Here is a 16,617-nt window from a genome sequence, read left to right on the forward strand (position 1 = left end):
ACATGCCGCTCTTTAAATACCAGGCCACCCAGAATGATGGCCGTCGCAGCAACGGCACCATTGAAGCGGCCACCGCAGCGCGTGCGCTCGCCGAACTCACGAGCCGCGGGCTTCAGGTTTTTTCGCTGCAGGAGCCGCGCGGTATCCAAGAAAGCACCATTAGCGGGCACTCAAAAAACGCACCACGATCACGACGCAAGGTTTCCCAGGAAGAGGTGTTGCTCTGCATCCAGGAACTCTCCACTCTCTTGAATGCAGGCATTCCGCTAGCCGATGCTGTTTTGAATATCGCGCAAGGCCATGAGACCAGCGCACTGGGCGGCATCTTGCAGAGCGCCTACGCAAGCTTGCGCTCAGGCAACACGCTCGCCGCGGCACTACACACCAGCGGCTTGAGCCTGCCGGAATATGTTCACGAACTGATACGGGCAGGCGAGGAAACGGGCAAGCTGGGCGCCTCTTTGACGTCAGCCTCACAGCAAATGGAGGCAGATGCTGTTTTTCGCAGAGAAACACGCAACGCTCTGACCTACCCTATGGTCCTCATCATCAGCGGACTGTTGGCCACGTTGGTCGTTTTCGTTTTCGTCGTACCCAAGTTCGCCAACATCCTGACCAACCCCAAAGCCGATATCCCCTTGCTTTCACGCTGGGTACTCCAATCAGGTCTCTGGTTGGTCAACAACAAGGCCATTGCCGCAGCCACTGCGGCTGCCGTGGGAGCCGGGGGCTTTCTTCTTCTTTCGCGTCCAACGGTTCGCGCACAGGGCTGGGAAATCGCCGCACGCCTGCCTGTCATTGGCACCTGGATTGGCCACGTGGAACTTGCACGCTGGGCCGCCATGTTCTCCGTACTGCTGCACCACCATGTGCCGCTGCTGGATGCGCTACGCCATTCGCAAAACTCTCTGACAGGCCAAGTCTGGCGGCAAAAGGCCAGCTTTATCGCCAAAGATGTGAAAGGCGGCCAATCCCTCAATCTGGCCATGCAGTCACACCATTTCCTCGATGCGGTCGGCCTGAACCTGATTCGCATTGGAGAGCAGTCTGGCAAGCTGGCCCATACCACCGCATCGCTGGCCCACATGCATCGGACACACGCCCAGCAAAGCATGAAACAATTCCTGATCTTGCTGGAACCTGTGACGATTCTGATGGTCTCAGTGCTGCTTGGCGGCATCATGATCAGCGTCATGCTGGCAATCACCAGCCTTACCAACGTCATCTGACCCAATTGCCCGTCAAACTCGCATGAAATACCTTTCGATCTGCCGCTCCCGCATGCAACGTCTGCAGCGTGGTTTTACTTTGCTTGAAATGCTGGTCGTAATGGTCATCATCGGCCTGCTCGCAGGTCTTGTAGGCCCGAGAATCTTTGGTAAGGTCGATTCCAGCAAAGTGCAAACTGCCCAGGTACAGATCAAGATGATCGAAAGTGCGTTACAGATCATGCGGCTGGATATCGGCACCCTTCCCGAAGGCACCGTCGCTTTGCGCTGGCTGACCCAGCAGCCCGAAGAAGCCAATGTGCGTGCTGTATGGAAGGGGCCCTATTTGGAAGGTCAACTCCCCGTTGACCCTTGGAACAACCCCTACCAGATCGTTTCTCCGGGCCCCAACGGCAAACCTTTTGCAGTCATGTCATGGGGAGCAGATGGCAAGCAAGGCGGTGAGGACCTTGCTGCCGACATCATGGGTAAGTAATGGACTGCAGCCCTCAAAGGGCGCAGTGGCCGCGCCATGCATTCCGCCGCCACGACAAGACCACTGGCTTTACGCTGATTGAAATGATGGCCGTCATGGTGCTGCTCGGATTGTTGAGCGCCATCATCTTGCCCAACTTCGAAAAGTGGTTCGGAAACACCGAACGCCGCGTCGAAGTGACGACGGTCACCAATAGACTTCATAAATTACTTACACGTGCAGCTCTCCTTGGCGCTGACTTTGAGCTGAGCGAACATACCATGTCGACCCCACTGGCGGATGGTGCGGCCGCACTGGAATTACCGGCTGGTTGGCGCATTGCCGAAGACCAAAAGCTGCTCATCCGCAGTTCAGGCCTGTGCGATACCCAGCGTTTGACGCTGTCATCAGGCCAACAAACCTTGACCGTTGAAGTAGAAGCAGACACCTGCGAAATCAAGCTGGTCAATGCAATGGCATCGCCATAGCCCATTCAAAAAATGTCTGATCCCATGCGACACCAGCGAGGTATCAGCCTCTTGGAAGTTCTGGCTGCACTCGTTATTCTTAGCCTAGGAGCATCGGTGGCCTTCACCTGGCTCGGCCAGAGCGTCGGCGCTATGGGGCGCCTGAAGGACGAAGAAAACATGCTGCTCGCGCGTACTGAAGCGCTGGATCATCTGCGTGCTATCAACCCGGTGGATCAACCCACAGGCGAGATGCGGCTGCCTGGGTACCTGCTGCGCTGGACCAGTCGACAGATCCGGGATACACGCCCGGCATTAACGCTGCTAGGAACCGCAGCACGCTATGACGTATCTCTCTACGAACTTGACGTCCAACTTGTTCAGCCTGGCGAAGACGAACCATGGACGACCTTCCTGGTTCAACGCAGCGGCTACAAACAAACCGGCTCAGGCTCCATGTCCATCTTCGGAGGAGGAGCTCCGCGATGAAAGCCTGTGCGCATTCGAGGCGGCAACGGCAACAAGGGCTCACGCTGATTGAATTGCTTGTCACTATTGTGATTCTTGGCTTCACCGTGGCGCTCATGTCCGGAGCCTTCCACCAGATCTCCCAGATACTGCGTATCAGCTCAGAGCAAAGCAACGGTTTTCTATCCCGCTGGAACAACAATCGCGCTCTTTATGACATCGTCTCCAACATGGTGCTGGATCCATCCCTGGAAAAGCCGTTCGTCGGCAGCTACCAGCAAGTAGAAACAACAACGACCAGCCCGCCCGACCTACTCCCAGGGACGCCCCGGGGTGTCCGTTTGCGCCTGAAGCCTTCGCCAGACTCGAACGATGTTTCTGAGCTGTGGCTAGAACCCCTTCAACAGAACCAGAATCGCCCACCGATGAAGCTGGCGACTTTTGCGCATCGCGTTGAGTTCCGTTTTGCCGACCACAGAGGCCTAGAACACCAGCAATGGCCACCCAACGGCGTTGCCGAACAGCGCCCCATGCCCAATGCAGTCTTTTTGCGCGACATAGACGAGCAGAACTTGGTGTTCCGCGCAGCCTCTTACCCTGGAGCCCTGGTACCTAAGACCAATGGCGCAGCACAGATGTTGGGCATTACCCGCTGATATGCACCTGCATCGACTGTCGTCATCCGCACAGGCTTCGCAAACTGGCTTTGCCCTGGCTGCCGTGCTATGGCTACTGGCCGGGCTGTCCATCGTAGTAGCCCTTATCGCCGATGCTGCACACACTTCCGCCGAGCGCGTAGCCCAGCTACGTGAGCGCACAGAATTCGTGCGGAGTGCACTGTCGGCTCAGGCACACGCCGAGTACTGGCTCTCCGCCACCCGCCCCCGAGCAGCGGATTTCACTGACGGGGCAGCTTCGGTCATGGTCGATGATCGTTTCTACAAGATTGGAGAGGACAGCATCATTGCGCTACAGGACGTGGGCGGCCTCATGGACCTCAACACAGCCGATCCGACCCGTTTAGCGCAGTTCTTGGTCGTCTGCGGAATCGCCCCCGAGCAAACATCCAGACTGGTGGACACGCTGGCGGACTATATCGATACCGATAACTTGCAGCGCATCAATGGCGCGGAGGCTGACAGTTATCAATTGGCAGGGCTTCCGCCTCCTCGCAATCGTCCGCTGCTCGCACCAGGTGAAGTCTGGGACGTCATGGGCTGGCCCGCCTATCGAACCACTCTGGAAAAGAGTGGCTGCGTACGGGCAATGACCACAGAAGGCGAAGCAGGGATATTTGGCAGCAGCGGGGCCAACCTTGCAACCGCCCCCTCCCCCGTGTTGCGCGCAGCAGGACTCCCTGAAGAAACGGTCCAGGACATTGACAACGCCAGAGGTAATCCAGCCTTGGTAGCTGAGCGCATCGCCGAAGCCAATGCCCTTACAGGAGCTAATGGTGGGTTCGTCGGCATGGGGGGAAGTCAGTCCCAAAAAACGCTGCGGGTAACGCAGAGGTCACTCAAAGGCCCCTGGCAGATAACCTACACCTTGGTGCTTGATCCAGAAGACAACGACAGACCTTGGACCATCAAGCAGTTTCATTTACAGGGCGTTTCAGCGCCCAAAGATAGAATACAAACTTTGCCTTGGCCGTCCGAGGCCCCAGCCACGTCGCCCGGAAATGCTGCACCGAATCTACCTTTTTAACCCTGCCGGAGCTGACGTACAGCTCAAGACGACGGGCAAGTGGGTATTACCAGCGTGGCTGGCGCGCTTACGGATGGTAGTCCCCCGTTCACTTTGCACCTTTCACCGGGTACGGTGCAGCGGAGTCCCACGATTCAAGCTGCGCGATTTCGCTCGCCTCCAGGCTCAGGCGCTCTCACCTTTCGTGGCGCATGGATGCGCTGCCACCCGTCAGGGCTCCTGGCTGTGCCTGTGGATCTGGGATCGCGCCCTGGAAGCAGAATTTGCACAGAAACATGGGATTGCCGAGTCGGGCTTCAGCGTTTTACCCCTGAGCTTTTACGCACGCACGATTCCTAGCGGAGTGACCTGCAGCCCGCAAGAGGATGGCAGGGGGGTGGAATACCTGCTGTGGAAAGACAAACTGCTGCAAGACTCGCTCTGGTTCCCAGTCGCGCCCACACCTGAAGAATGGTCGGCTCTGCTGGCCAACACCCCCGACCTGGCTAGCATGGGTTGGCCTGATGCACTGCCGTCTGTTCAGTCGGCGCGACCATCGTTCTCCCAAAAGGCCTGGGCCCGCAATCTGATCCCTCAAGCCGCATCTGGGATGGCTTTCGACTGGAATGTGATGGCGCCTACCGTATTGACGGTCGCCAGCATCGGCCTCGTGGGCTGGAGCGCTTCGCTATGGAGCCAGAAGGCTGCATACCAACACGCGATTGACAGTCTCACGCACAACCAGGAGCAGCGTCTGGCCCAGTTGGAGCCTCTTCAACAAGCGCGGCAGCGAGCTCAGCAAGTGATCGACTGGGTGCGTTCTGCCCAATCATTGGGACCCGTACAGCCAACCCATGCGCTGATCAATGACCTGGCTCCTGTGATCACCCGCCAGGGATTGGTCGTACGGGAGATAGACATCAATCCGCCCACTGTACAAGCGACACTCACAGCTCCTGGCGGTGGCAGCCCTCGACTGACCGCCGTGCTTGGGGCTCTCGAAGGCAGACCTTACATCTACGACGCACGCTTTGTTGACGTTTCTGGCGTGATGGGATTCAGGTTTTCCTGGCGGCTGAAAGACCAGATAACGCCTCTGCCCGCTCAAGGGGGAACGCCATGACGCCCATGCTCAGATGGCTGGTGTGGCTGGCTGCACTCATTGGTCTGTGGTCTGTGGCCTTGGAGTGGGAGGCAGAGATTGCCCAACTGCGTCCGGAGAAGGCAAAGCTGGAGCAGCTCCGGCAGCGCGAGGGTGCCGCCTTGCAATCCATCGACTGGAAGACACAGGAATTGCTCGCGCGCCAAGCACAGCTGGCCTGGCTGAATCGTTTACCGGAGGTCCACCAGACGGGGCTCTTCCGAGCGGAAGCCATGGAAAATCTGTCGGATCTCTGCAAACGGCTAGATGCCAACTGCCAGATTGCATCGATGGGGGAAACTTTCGCTCGTTCAGCAGCTCCCACGACGCCTGGCGCCACGGCGTCTCAGACCAGCCGAGCTCATTCCGAACTACAAGGACTTGTGAGCACAGGAGTCCGTCTCAGTGTGGGGCTGGCGGGCAACAAGCTGATGCCACTCATGCAGGAAATCGAAGAAGGCCCCGTGCTGCGAAAGATCGAACGCTTCACAGTACGCAGCGGCCGAGCGGAATTGATTGTCAAGGTCTTTGGCCTACAGGGCGAGGTGGCACAGGCAGAGCGCACCGCAGCCACACGCCTCATCGAACAGCACGACGCCGCGCAGACCACTGACGCAACCGCTCCAGAAGCTCGTGCGGCCGATACGGCCTCTCGCCCATGAACTTCGCTCCCCGCACTTATCGCATGGCAGCGGGCGTTTTGCTGACTGCTGTCACAGCTTTGTCGGGTGCTTGGTGGGGCAACCGCCAGGCACAGCCCAACTCACCCGAGCTGCCGAACACACTGGCTGCCACCAACGCCGCGCCACCAATTATTCCCCTGCCCCCACCGCTCTTCCGTGCGGAGTCGCCCGAACCCTCGGCAGCACCAGGCCCCGCGGCTGGAGTACCGGGGACCGCAACTCCCTCTCCGGCGGATATCCAGCCAGCAGGCTTGGGGGGCAACGCCATGCCGACAGATCTGCTTTGGGAAACCACAGCCAGTCAGCCTTGGCAGGTTCGGCCGCAACCCATCACCCCACCCAACTGGTATATCACTGGGGTAGTACGCCGCGGCGAGCAGACGCAAGTGATTGTTCAATTCGATGGCGAGCCCATGCCCCGCATGTTCAAGGTGGGAGACACGCTGCCAGGCGGAGCCCGGCTGGGCTGGGTGCGCCCCAACGCCATCGGCGTGATCACCTCCACCAAGAAAACGCTTGATGTTCCCGTTCTGGGGGGAGACCCCGCTTCACGCGTGACGCCGGCAACGCCTGCCTCCCGCACCTCGCCTTCGACACATCGCTGAGCGCAAAAACGCGCTGCGCATCGCCCGACTTTCGCCATGACAGACCACCGCCTTCCTTTCCTCACGCCCGTGGCCCTGGCCTGCCTGACGCTGGTCGGTTGCGCCGTCCCCCCCCCCCAAGCGCCCAAGCCCTTGGTGTACGACAGCATCCAGGACACGCGCAATACCGGCTCCCTCGGCATTCAGCAACCTGGGGTGCCCAAGCAAACCCCCATTACCACAGGTCCCAAGGCGCCGGCCCCGATCACCGGTAACCTGCGCCCCCCCTCCCCCCCGATCACACCCAGCGAAGCGGCCGGCGATCTGACCGTTTCGGTGGAACAGATGGCCCTGCCCGCCTTCATTCAGGCGGTCTACGGCGGCATCTTGCAACTCAATTATTCGGTCGACGCATCGGTCAACGCCCGCACTGACCTGATCACCTTTCGCACCCCCAAGCCCATCAGCGCCGCCCATCTGAAGGAGCTAGCCACCCAATTGCTCAAAAGCTATGGGGTGGCCGTGCAAGATTTCGGCGGCGTGCTGCGCATCGTGCCCAGCACCAGCATCGGGAGCACGTTGCCGTTGGTGCGCCGTGGCCGCGCCCAACCCACGGTACCCCAGCAACTACGCCCCGTCTTCCATTACATCGAAACCGAGTCGGTACGATCAACGAATCTGGTGGCGCCTCTCAAGAACATTCTTGGGGATAAGGTCAAGGTCGAGGCAGACAATTTTGGCGGCCTCATGCTCAGCGGCCAGCCAGACGACGTGCAGGTGGCCTTGGAACTGGTGCAGGTGTTTGATCAGCCGGGCCTGCGAGGCCAAAACAGCAGCCGTATTGTGCCCCGCTACTGGGGCGCTGATGAGTTTGCCCGCCGCTTGAGCGAAGTGCTCAAAGCCGAGGGATACAACGTAGGCACGCAAAGCGGCCCCGATCCCGTTACCCTCGTGCCGCTACCCCCCATTAACAGTGTGATCGTTTTCGCGAGCTCTCCTCAGGTGATGAAGCACGTGTTGGAATGGGTGCGCGACTTAGATCAGCTTAATGCGGTGCAGGCTGGCAGCGCCTTCTTCACCTACCCCGTCAAGCATGCAGACGCACAGGATCTGGCCAAGGCACTGAACGACCTGGTCGGCAGTCAAAGTAATAACGTCCAGCAGAACCAGCCCACCACCGGCGGTACGCCTCCGTCAACGCCAGCCACCACCACCCAACGACAACGACGCGTCGTCGTCAACGGCGCCACTAACTCCTTGATTTTTCAGGGAGGGAGCCAGGAAGACTACCGCCAGTGGCTCGCTTTGCTGGCCGAGTTGGACCGCCCCGTGAAATCAGCGTTAATTGACGTACTGGTCGCCGAGGTCGCACTCAATGACGATAGCAATCTCGGCTTCACTTGGCAGTTACAACAATTGGGCTCGGGCGCGCAAGCCGTGCGACTCAGTGGCACTACCTACAACCTCAATGCCGGCGGTTCGGGTTTAACCGTCAATGCCCTTCTTGGCGGCAATCCCCTGCGCCAACTGGCCATTACTGCCCTCGCCAGCAATAGCGACTCGCGCGTGATCTCCAATCCCAAGATCGTGACGCGCAATGGCGAGGCTGCTAACATCAGCGTCGGCCAGGATGTACCCACCGTTTCCAGCCAAGCCGTAACAACCAACACTGGCATCATTGGCAGCAACAATACCGTGGTTCCTCAAACCATCCAGTACCGCAATACTGGCGTGCTGCTACGCGTTCGCCCCGTCATCCATGCCGGAGACCGCATCGATCTGGAAGTCAGCCAGGAAGTTAGCAGCGCCGAAAATACCACCACCGGCGTCACTACTTCACCCACGATCAGAAAGCGCTCCGTCGAAACCAAGCTCAGCCTGCGCGACGGCGCCACCATCATGCTCGGAGGCCTGATTTCCGAAACCAACACCGACAGTGATAGTGGGGTACCGCTGCTCAAGGACATTCCCGGACTGGGCAGTCTATTCAAAACAGCTACGAAGTCCCGGCAGCGCACAGAGTTGGTCATGCTCATCACCCCCTACGTGCTCAACGATACCGAAGACGCCGAAGCTGCCACCGATGCCTATCAAAGCACGCTGGGCGAATGGGCGGAAAGCGTACGTCAACGCGTAAGAGCTTCCAGGGAAGCACGACAAGCGGCAACACAACGGCGCGCGGGAGTTCGTGCAGCACACGAAGCCGGGCTCCCTGGCGCTCCTTTGCCGCCAAATGAGACCGTGACACCGGACACGGGCCGACCTGCGGCACCTGCAACTCCAGTCCCAGACGTAACGCCTCGTATGCTGGCGCCTGAATCGTCGCTAGCCCCGGGCGAGCAGATGATCAACTTCAGCGATCGGCCGGTCGAAGCCGTGATGCCATCCAGTTCGCAAGGAAACGCCTTGGGACCAACGGGGCAAGGCAATGGGGCTTCAAGCAACTCCCCCCCTGCCCCCGCCAGCGGCAAACCAGCACCAAGTTCCATCGGCGGCGTTGCGGTGCCACAAGGTTCTACCGTTGTAGAAGATCCGAAATTGCTGGAGGAGATTCTCGACACAGTCCGCAGACGATAAGCCATGCGGTATTGGCCGGCTATGGATGGTCTGCGTGGTGTTGCCGTCATCGCCGTGATGCTTTTTCACGCCCAATGGCCTGGCGCACAGGGCGGATTTATTGGCGTAGATGTTTTCTTCGTGCTGAGTGGTTTTCTCATCACCACACAGCTGCTGGACGAGCTTAATCGGACAGGTCGGGTCCGCTGGCAGGCATTCTTCATGCGTCGTGCGGCGCGTCTGCAACCCGCCCTCCTCATATTGTTGGCGGCTTATGCATTAGCAGCTCACGGGGGACTGCTTCCGCCCAGTGCGGCTCGTGCATGGCTTTCAGACATTGGAGTGGTTGCGCTAGCGCTGACTCATTGGACCCGCGCTTTCAACTGGCACGCCCCAGACTACCTAGGCCACACTTGGTCGCTGGGGATCGAAGAGCAGTTTTACATGCTATGGGCTCTGACCATGGTGCTGAGCGCAAGGGCCCACTTGTCCAAGCGCCGCATGGAATGGCTGGCCACTGGCGCAATGCTTATAAGCGCTGGCTGGATGGCGCTCCTATACACGGATGGCGCTAGTGCCTCTCGCATGTACAACGGTCTCGACACCCGTGCCGCAGCCTTGCTGGCGGGCTGCACATTGGCCTTGGTGCTTGAGCGCTGCGCTCCTGCGCTGCTGTACTCACGTCTTGCTCCATCCCCCATAGCACCTACGGTCGCAAAATGCTGGAGAAGGATCGGCATAGCGGCACTATTGCTGTTGACCGCAGGTGCAGGAACACTGGATTGGAAGCACCCCGGGATGTTTCTGGTTGGGTATACGCTGGTGGCGTTGCTGACAGCCGGCTTGATCGCCAGCATCGTTATCGCTCCAACGGAAGGCTGTGCATCAATGCTGAGCCATCCGCTCCTAGTGACTGTAGGGCGTTGGTCCTATGGACTCTACTTGTGGCACTACCCGATTTACCGAATTGCGGAGGACCATGGGGCACGGCATGGTATCGGTCTTGGCACCTGCATGGCGGTTGGCTCCGCCCTGACGGTAGCGGTTGCTGCAAGCAGCTACTACTTGGTTGAATCGCCCCTGCGACGCAGATTCAAGCACAGCCGCAGCGCACCTACCAACGCATGAGCGGCCACGCGCGCAGGCAAGAGAGGTCATGGTGTCGCTTCTAAAACCTATTTACGATCTCGCAAGGGATCGCGTTGGAGCGGCACCGGGCTTTGAGTAAATGCCTCGGATGCGTTGCAGGCGCTGGAGCCCATGCAAGCGGCCGGGGCGCCAACGCGCCTTTCCATGTCCTGCTGCGCTGCGCGACCCCAGGGAGATCGTGAGCACGTTCTAAGACAACTCGGGTCTATATTCCGCGATGATCTATCTCAGTCAAATAGAAGCTCAGACAACAACGTTGGCGGCGCAACGCAAGCTCATGCTCGAACCCACATGCTTTGACTTTCAGGAAGAAACTCAGTCCGCCTTGCTGAGTTCTCCGGCAAAACCTGTCAATGCCGTTATCCACGCGTCAGCCATTTTGGCGTAGCCAACCGGATTTGGATGGACGCCATCACTCAAGTCTGCCGGGCTGATTTCAGACATCTTGACCACAGTGACCGCCAGATTCGTGTTTGAGTTAATCTCAGCAGCGAGGCTAGGAAGCAGAGCGTTGTAACCTATTCTGATCGATTCAGCGACCTTGGCCGGTTGTCCAGCCTCATCGAAAGGTGGAGCGGTGCGATATGCGTGAATTGGAAGGAGTTCGCCAAGCAAGATGCGAGGCCGCCGACCAGCAGACAGCTCCGCAATCTTCGAGAGCAGCTCACGCATGGTAGCCGCAACGCTGGCTGGCGTCGCGTACGGCTCCTTGATCGCATCGTTGGTTCCAGCTTGCAATAGGATGATGTCTGGCATGCCCTGCGTAAATATCCAGTTTTGCACGCATCGGGTCAGGAATGGAATCTGCCAGCCGGGGAATCCCATGTGGGCGACCGCGCCCACAGACCCTAAGCCACGGCTCCCGAGATACTGGAAATTCCATCCCCGTTGCAGAGCTCTCGCCTTGAAGGGCACGCGATAGCCTCCGAGGTTGCGCTCTTTAATCTCTTTGAACCTGCAATTGGCAACATCTGATCCTCGTAGTTCTGTATAGGATTCTGTGCCACAGTTGCGGGTACTTTGGTCGCTTGCATTTTTGATGCAATAGCCCTCTGTGATGGAGTCACCCAGTGCCATTACCTTTACAGGTGCGGTCCCTGCAGCGCTTCCGACTGACACAGCGAGTAGCCCAAGCATGCACGCTTGACGTAGTTTGCCTTTCATTCTCCCGCATCTCCAGACAGACTTACATTCTTCGGCGGAGTTGAAGCGCAGGCTTCTCGACCCAGTACCAAGACATGGCAGCCAGCATGGCGGTGATTACGGTCGACCCTGCGATGTAGACAGCCAGACCCCGCTCATGCACGCCGAAGTGGGCGAGGGTCTGCTGTACTGGAAAGCCATACAGATACAAGCCATAAGACCAATCCCCCATCCTCGATGGAATGGCGGGTAGCCACTTGGCACGCAATGCCAGCGCCAGCGCCAACCAGGCAACCCCCAACTGAAACAGCAAGGGGCGAGCAGGCCCGGAAAGCAGCAACGCACAGAGCACCAGGAGAGCCCCTTGCCAGCCCCTGGGCTGAAACCGTTCCCGCAACAAGCCTAAAGCCGCTCCCAAGAAAAAAACACTCCCTAGCTTGACGAATAGCATGCCAGGGCTGACTCCCCACAACACAGTCTCGCCCGCTTCAGGGTTCATCAAAGCAAACCCCAGCCACCAAGCCATCAGCAGTGCCAGAGCCACGATCACCTTGATGCGTAATACGCCAGGAAGCCACCCCACAAGCGCTAGCAAGAGATAACAGGCTGTCTCATAAGTGAGCGACCACAAAGAGCCATTCACCGCCACAGGCCACGGATTGCCCTCGAACACGCCTGGCAGCGCGTTTTGAATCCAGTATGCGCTGGCATTCAACAGATAGGCATATGTGGTGGTGCTGGCCCAGTAAGTGCCAGCATCCAGTTGGGAGACCCATGGCCCGAGCACAGCCGTACACAGGAGCACGACCATCCACAGCGCGGGATAGATCCGCAGGGCCCTACGCCACAGAAAATTCCATACCGAGGGACTGCGCTCGAGTGACTGCACAACCAAATACCCGCTCAGTACAAAAAAAACGCTCACCCCCACCTCCCCGGCCAGAAAACCGGTTAGACGCCTGAAGGGCTCATCATCCACTCGCCCTGCCAGTGCAAAAGCATGGCTATACAGCACCAACCAGGCAGCCAGCAGCCGCAAGATATCGAATCGGTTTTCATTTCTCGCGAGTTCCATCATTTTCTCAGTGCCTCTCCAAAAAAAAAGGGAGCCGAAGCTCCCTTTTTTCGATCAAAGGCTGAAAACTCAGCCTGATGATTAGCGGCCCAGGCCGTTGATAGCGTCTTGCGAGACTGGCTGAGCGTCGATAGCCGTCGAAGGCGTACGGTCGTTGGCAGCGTTTTCGAAGTCAACGCCTTGGCCACCGGAGGTGTCCAGCACAGAGTTACCCACCACCATATAGCTTTGCACGCGCAGCGTGGAGCCGGTGTTGGAAACGATACGCAGACGGTCACCGGTGCTGGCGGTGGAGTTAGCCACCACGGCAGCGCCAGGAGCGGACGTGTACACGGTGCCGGTGCCGAAGGGGTTCGTGGCGGCGGGTGCGTTGGTCAGCAGGGCCTCGATAGCTTGCGACGACAGGTTCACCACAGCGCGGGGAGCCAGATCAGCGATCTTGCCCCATGGGCCGTATTGGCCGTTTGCGTAGATGATCTGTGCATACACGTCAGCCGGTTGGCTTTCGCTGTTGTTGATCACGCGAACAGCGGTCGAAGTGCCGGTGCTGGCGAACTTGGCAGCCGTTGCATAGTTACGCACGTCGATCTTGATGCCACCGCCGATGCCCGTCAGCGAACCAGTGCACTGGTTGTTCTGTTCGGAGAAATCGACACCAGCACCAGCAATAGCCTTCACCAGCGTAGCCGTGGCGGGAATGCCACCGCTTTGTGGGATCAGGATCGTGCCAGGGAAGATCGCGAACACTTCCACGCCGTTGGCCAGAGCCGCTGCAGCTGCAGGCGTCGTGGCGGTCAGGGTGATAGCGGTTTGACCAGCCGTCGTGGTGACGTTGGCGATACCAGCGATGGCAGCACCAGCAGCATCACGCGCCGTCACAACGGTACCGGTAGGCCATGCCGTGGGCAGAGCCAGGGTAACCGTTGCGGCGGACAGTTCCACCACACCAGCGTCAGAAGCGGCCGTTGCGGGGTAGGCGAAATCACCAGCGATGAAGGGGTTGGCAGCAACGAACGGAGCCACGGAGTCACCATAGGTGTTCACGTAGTTCAGATCCAGACCATTGGAACGTTGGCGCACTGCCACGCGGCCCAGGTGGTGTTGCACGCCCGTGAAAGGCAGACCAGCTTGCAGAGCCGTGGAATAGTTGGCGGCACTCAACTGCGTGTTCAGCGACTGAGCGGTGGTACGCGACGTTTGAGCAGCGGGGGTGAACACGAAGTCCAGGTTCTGCGTGAAGTTCAGCAGACGGGCGTCGTTGGTCGAACCTTGGCGAACGTGTTCGGAGTCAGGCGACGCCGCCGTTTGCACCACGTTGTTGCCGGTGTGGTTCGTGAAGTGCTTGAAGTTGATGTCCAGATTTTGGTCAGGAGCCACGCAAGCAGCGGTGCCAGCCACGGAGAACAGGTTGTTGATACCAATATTGCCGCCAGCACCCAGAGCACCTGGATTCACGGTGAAAGCAGGCGTACGCAGCAGATTGGCTGCGTTTGCCGGAATCGTTACGTTGAACACCACGGTCTTGGCATCAGGCGTGAGAAACGCGTTGATCACCGTTCCAGCGGGGAAGAGAGCAACGCCGTTGTTACCCGCGTCGGTGTACGCAACAGTGAGCGTACCCGCGGCGCTGACGTCCACGAGCGAACCGGTAGAGGTAAACAGCTGGCCAGCGCCGACAGCCCACGTGCCCTTGGTCAGCGTGTATTGCAGTTGCAGACGCTGCTCGTTGGTGGAGGCGTTGATGTCACCGGAGAAGTTGTAGGTCTTCGAAGGAGCGCGAACGACTTGGGCGTCGCTCTTGATCACTTCGATAGCCAGGGTGGAGGACGAAGAGTCGATCTGACCAGCATGGGCAGCAGCAAAGGCCAGAGCACCGGCGATTGCAAGAGCTACTTTGGTAAGTTTCATGAAAACCTCTAAAAAAAGTTGGAACTAGTTCAGCTTTCGGGTCCTTGCCAGAGCTACCCCCCAGCTAGCCTGAAACCCGGAAGACATCTCGTACACATCTTGGAAAGACTGTTGCGAAGTGTCGTTCGGCGGCCCATTATAGGGAGAGTTACAAGCCGAATGCATCGTCGTTACTGCATTGCGAGTTGTAAAACCTCAAAGAGGTGTTTGTTTCGCGCAACCCCCAACATTGGCGCAGGTTGCGGCGCAGTGCCACGCCTTTTTCGAGGCGCCAGCGAGGCATCCATCGACACGTTTTGCAGCAGGCATTGACGCATCCATGCAATTGATGCTCGAGCCCTCGGGAACCTCATCGTCGCAGCCCCGCAATAAGTACCATGGCGAGGTGCGAGGACCAACGACGCGTTCGAACGGAATGTGACGTGAGTCACAAACTTTCGGGAACTTCAGGGGAGAGCACGGATAGCTCGGATTAAGAGCCCGGATGCACCATGTGCAGGCAGCTTTGGTCCGTCGTGGGCTCAAGACCACGGCGCCACGGCATTCATCTAAAAAGCTCACCCCTTACCCCTTGGCGCGGGCAGCATTTTTGAGAGGGTTGAGCGTTGACGTCTCGCAGAACAACCAAATCGTGCCCGTATCGACCGGGGGGGGCGCCGACAAGCCTGAGACGTGGCCGCTTGCAATTAAGACGGATATCCCCCACATCCCCAGATCGGTACTCTGAAGGCGCACGGGCACGAAATTCCTGTTTGCATTCGCACATCAAGTGGGCCTGTGCCTCGTCGATGACGCCAAGCGGATCTCTTGCGCGCAGACGTATACCCGCTTGAATCAGCGGGAACGGACAGGTTGTTCCATTGGGAGGCGACGCCCCCCCTTTTGGGCAACTGCTTTGTCATCTGCGGGGCAGGCATGGCCATTGAACCTCCCCGTCCGAGAGTTGAATTGTGAGTTGCAAATGCGCCGCAAGCCCCTGGGGTATGCGTTCGCGGCCTTTCCTATCAGCATGCGGCTAGCTGCCTTCAGTACAGAATAGAAACCGAGAGCGATACGTGCTTCTGGCTGCGAATGCTGTATCGTGAAGCGCACTGTGAGAACTGCCTGAAGTTCAGGTGCTGCACTTCAAAGTTTGAAACCGCCGCAATGCAAGGTTTTGTGATCCACATCCTGCTCGCCACGTACCAAGGCGCACCCCATCTGTCTCAGCAACTGGCGTCCATCGCGGCGCAGACGCATGGAGGGTGGCTGCTCTGGGCCAGCGACGACGGTTCCACCGATGGTACGGTTGGGCTGCTGCAGGCTTTTGCACATGCCCACCCCACTCGCGTGCAGTTACTGCAGGGCCCCCGACAAGGTGCCGCGCGCAATTTCTTTAGCCTGATTCATGGCATCGGCGGCGTCGGCATAAACGATCTGGTCGCTTTTTGTGACCAGGACGACGTGTGGCTGCCGGACAAGCTTGCCCGTGCCGCGCAGTGGCACGCTGCGCGCGCCGCGCCAGAGCAGCCGGGCCTGTATATGGCACGCACTACCATCACCAACAGCGCATTGAACCCCTTAGGACATTCCCGCGTGCCACACACACTGGGCATTGGCAACGCGCTGGTAGAGAACGTGGCAGGCGGCAATAGCATGGTGTTCAACCAGGCGCTGCTGCACACGTTACGCCGCATCCAGTCCGCGCACATGGTGCTGCACGACTGGAGCGCCTACCTGGCGGCGGCGGCCTGCGGGGCGCAAATGGTCTACGACGAGAAACCCTGTCTGCTTTACCGTCAGCACGCAGCCAACGTGATTGGCGCTGCGCCAAGCTGGCGCCGTCGAGCACTGCGCCTGTGGAAGGTCAGTCAGGGAGGCTACCGCGTCTGGGGCACCGCCACAGAAGGGGCAATGATCGATCTCCAGCCCCAACTGACCGTCGAGGCCACACAGGCGCTGGCCGCCTTCCAGGGTGCGCGACATGGCCGAGGGCCAGTGCTACGGTTACGCCAAGCACGCCGGGCGGGCCTGACACGCCAAAGCCTAGTAGCGCAGGCCGGACTGCTCGCCATGGTGGCGCTTGGGTTGCTGTAAC

15 protein-coding genes are annotated in these 16,617 nt (G+C 59.1%); 12 read left to right on the forward strand and 3 right to left on the reverse strand.

Translation table 11 applies throughout. The annotated features are described in order from the left end of the window. Positions 1 to 2 precede the first annotated feature (2 nt). The 11 genes from QE399_RS02600 to QE399_RS02650 all read left to right on the forward strand — a co-directional run bounded on the left by QE399_RS02600 (position 3) and on the right by QE399_RS02650 (position 10,393). On the forward strand, positions 3 to 1,229 hold the full coding sequence (locus tag QE399_RS02600; protein WP_309825849.1) for a type II secretion system F family protein: 1,227 nt from the start codon (positions 3 to 5) through the stop codon (positions 1,227 to 1,229). Between the two features lie 52 nt (positions 1,230 to 1,281). Then, on the forward strand, positions 1,282 to 1,704 hold the full coding sequence (gene gspG, locus QE399_RS02605; protein WP_309825851.1) for a type II secretion system major pseudopilin GspG: 423 nt from the start codon (positions 1,282 to 1,284) through the stop codon (positions 1,702 to 1,704). Next, a complete protein-coding gene (locus QE399_RS02610; RefSeq protein WP_309825853.1) occupies positions 1,704 to 2,171 on the forward strand; it encodes a prepilin-type N-terminal cleavage/methylation domain-containing protein in 468 nt (155 codons plus the stop codon). The genes gspG and QE399_RS02610 overlap by 1 nt, the downstream gene beginning before the upstream one ends. A gap of 12 nt (positions 2,172 to 2,183) precedes the next feature. Beyond that, positions 2,184 to 2,639 carry a type II secretion system protein gene (locus tag QE399_RS02615; protein WP_309825855.1) on the forward strand — a complete coding sequence of 152 codons (456 nt, stop codon included), beginning with the start codon at positions 2,184 to 2,186 and terminating at the stop codon, positions 2,637 to 2,639. Then, positions 2,636 to 3,274 carry a type II secretion system protein gene (locus QE399_RS02620; RefSeq protein WP_309825857.1) on the forward strand — a complete coding sequence of 213 codons (639 nt, stop codon included), beginning with the start codon at positions 2,636 to 2,638 and terminating at the stop codon, positions 3,272 to 3,274. The genes QE399_RS02615 and QE399_RS02620 overlap by 4 nt, the downstream gene beginning before the upstream one ends. A 1-nt stretch (position 3,275) precedes the next feature. Continuing rightward, on the forward strand, positions 3,276 to 4,322 hold the full coding sequence (locus QE399_RS02625) for a type II secretion system protein GspK (protein WP_309825859.1): 1,047 nt from the start codon (positions 3,276 to 3,278) through the stop codon (positions 4,320 to 4,322). A gap of 376 nt (positions 4,323 to 4,698) precedes the next feature. Then, positions 4,699 to 5,424: a hypothetical protein gene (locus QE399_RS02630; protein WP_309825861.1), complete on the forward strand. Its 726-nt coding sequence runs from the start codon at positions 4,699 to 4,701 to the stop codon at positions 5,422 to 5,424. Beyond that, positions 5,421 to 6,104 carry a hypothetical protein gene (locus QE399_RS02635; RefSeq protein WP_309825862.1) on the forward strand — a complete coding sequence of 228 codons (684 nt, stop codon included), beginning with the start codon at positions 5,421 to 5,423 and terminating at the stop codon, positions 6,102 to 6,104. The genes QE399_RS02630 and QE399_RS02635 overlap by 4 nt, the downstream gene beginning before the upstream one ends. A gap of 287 nt (positions 6,105 to 6,391) precedes the next feature. After that, the gene (locus QE399_RS02640) at positions 6,392 to 6,730 is read left to right on the forward strand and encodes a hypothetical protein (protein WP_309825863.1); all 339 of its coding nucleotides are present in this window, start codon (positions 6,392 to 6,394) and stop codon (positions 6,728 to 6,730) included. 135 nt (positions 6,731 to 6,865) lie between these two features. Further along, positions 6,866 to 9,286 (forward strand): secretin N-terminal domain-containing protein, encoded by a 2,421-nt coding sequence (locus QE399_RS02645; protein ID WP_309825865.1) that lies wholly within the window; start codon positions 6,866 to 6,868, stop codon positions 9,284 to 9,286. Positions 9,287 to 9,307: 21 nt separating this feature from the next. Further along, positions 9,308 to 10,393: an acyltransferase family protein gene (locus QE399_RS02650; protein WP_309825867.1), complete on the forward strand. Its 1,086-nt coding sequence runs from the start codon at positions 9,308 to 9,310 to the stop codon at positions 10,391 to 10,393. Between the two features lie 336 nt (positions 10,394 to 10,729). On the opposite strand, the gene QE399_RS02655 is transcribed toward QE399_RS02650, so the two are convergent. The 3 genes from QE399_RS02655 to QE399_RS02665 all read right to left on the reverse strand — a co-directional run bounded on the left by QE399_RS02655 (position 10,730) and on the right by QE399_RS02665 (position 14,540). Next, a complete protein-coding gene (locus QE399_RS02655; RefSeq protein WP_309825868.1) occupies positions 10,730 to 11,491 on the reverse strand; it encodes an SGNH/GDSL hydrolase family protein in 762 nt (253 codons plus the stop codon). Between the two features lie 109 nt (positions 11,492 to 11,600). After that, positions 11,601 to 12,635 (reverse strand): acyltransferase family protein, encoded by a 1,035-nt coding sequence (locus QE399_RS02660; RefSeq protein ID WP_309825870.1) that lies wholly within the window; start codon positions 12,633 to 12,635, stop codon positions 11,601 to 11,603. 78 nt (positions 12,636 to 12,713) lie between these two features. Beyond that, positions 12,714 to 14,540, reverse strand: a complete 1,827-nt coding sequence (locus QE399_RS02665) for a hypothetical protein (RefSeq protein ID WP_309825871.1) — start codon at positions 14,538 to 14,540, stop codon at positions 12,714 to 12,716. Between the two features lie 1,071 nt (positions 14,541 to 15,611). Between QE399_RS02665 and QE399_RS02670 the strand changes: the two genes are divergently transcribed. Beyond that, positions 15,612 to 16,616 carry a glycosyltransferase gene (locus QE399_RS02670; RefSeq protein ID WP_309825873.1) on the forward strand — a complete coding sequence of 335 codons (1,005 nt, stop codon included), beginning with the start codon at positions 15,612 to 15,614 and terminating at the stop codon, positions 16,614 to 16,616. Position 16,617: the final 1 nt, after the last annotated feature.

Source organism: Paracidovorax wautersii, assembly GCF_031453675.1.
In the GTDB taxonomy this organism is placed as follows: domain Bacteria; phylum Pseudomonadota; class Gammaproteobacteria; order Burkholderiales; family Burkholderiaceae_C; genus Paracidovorax.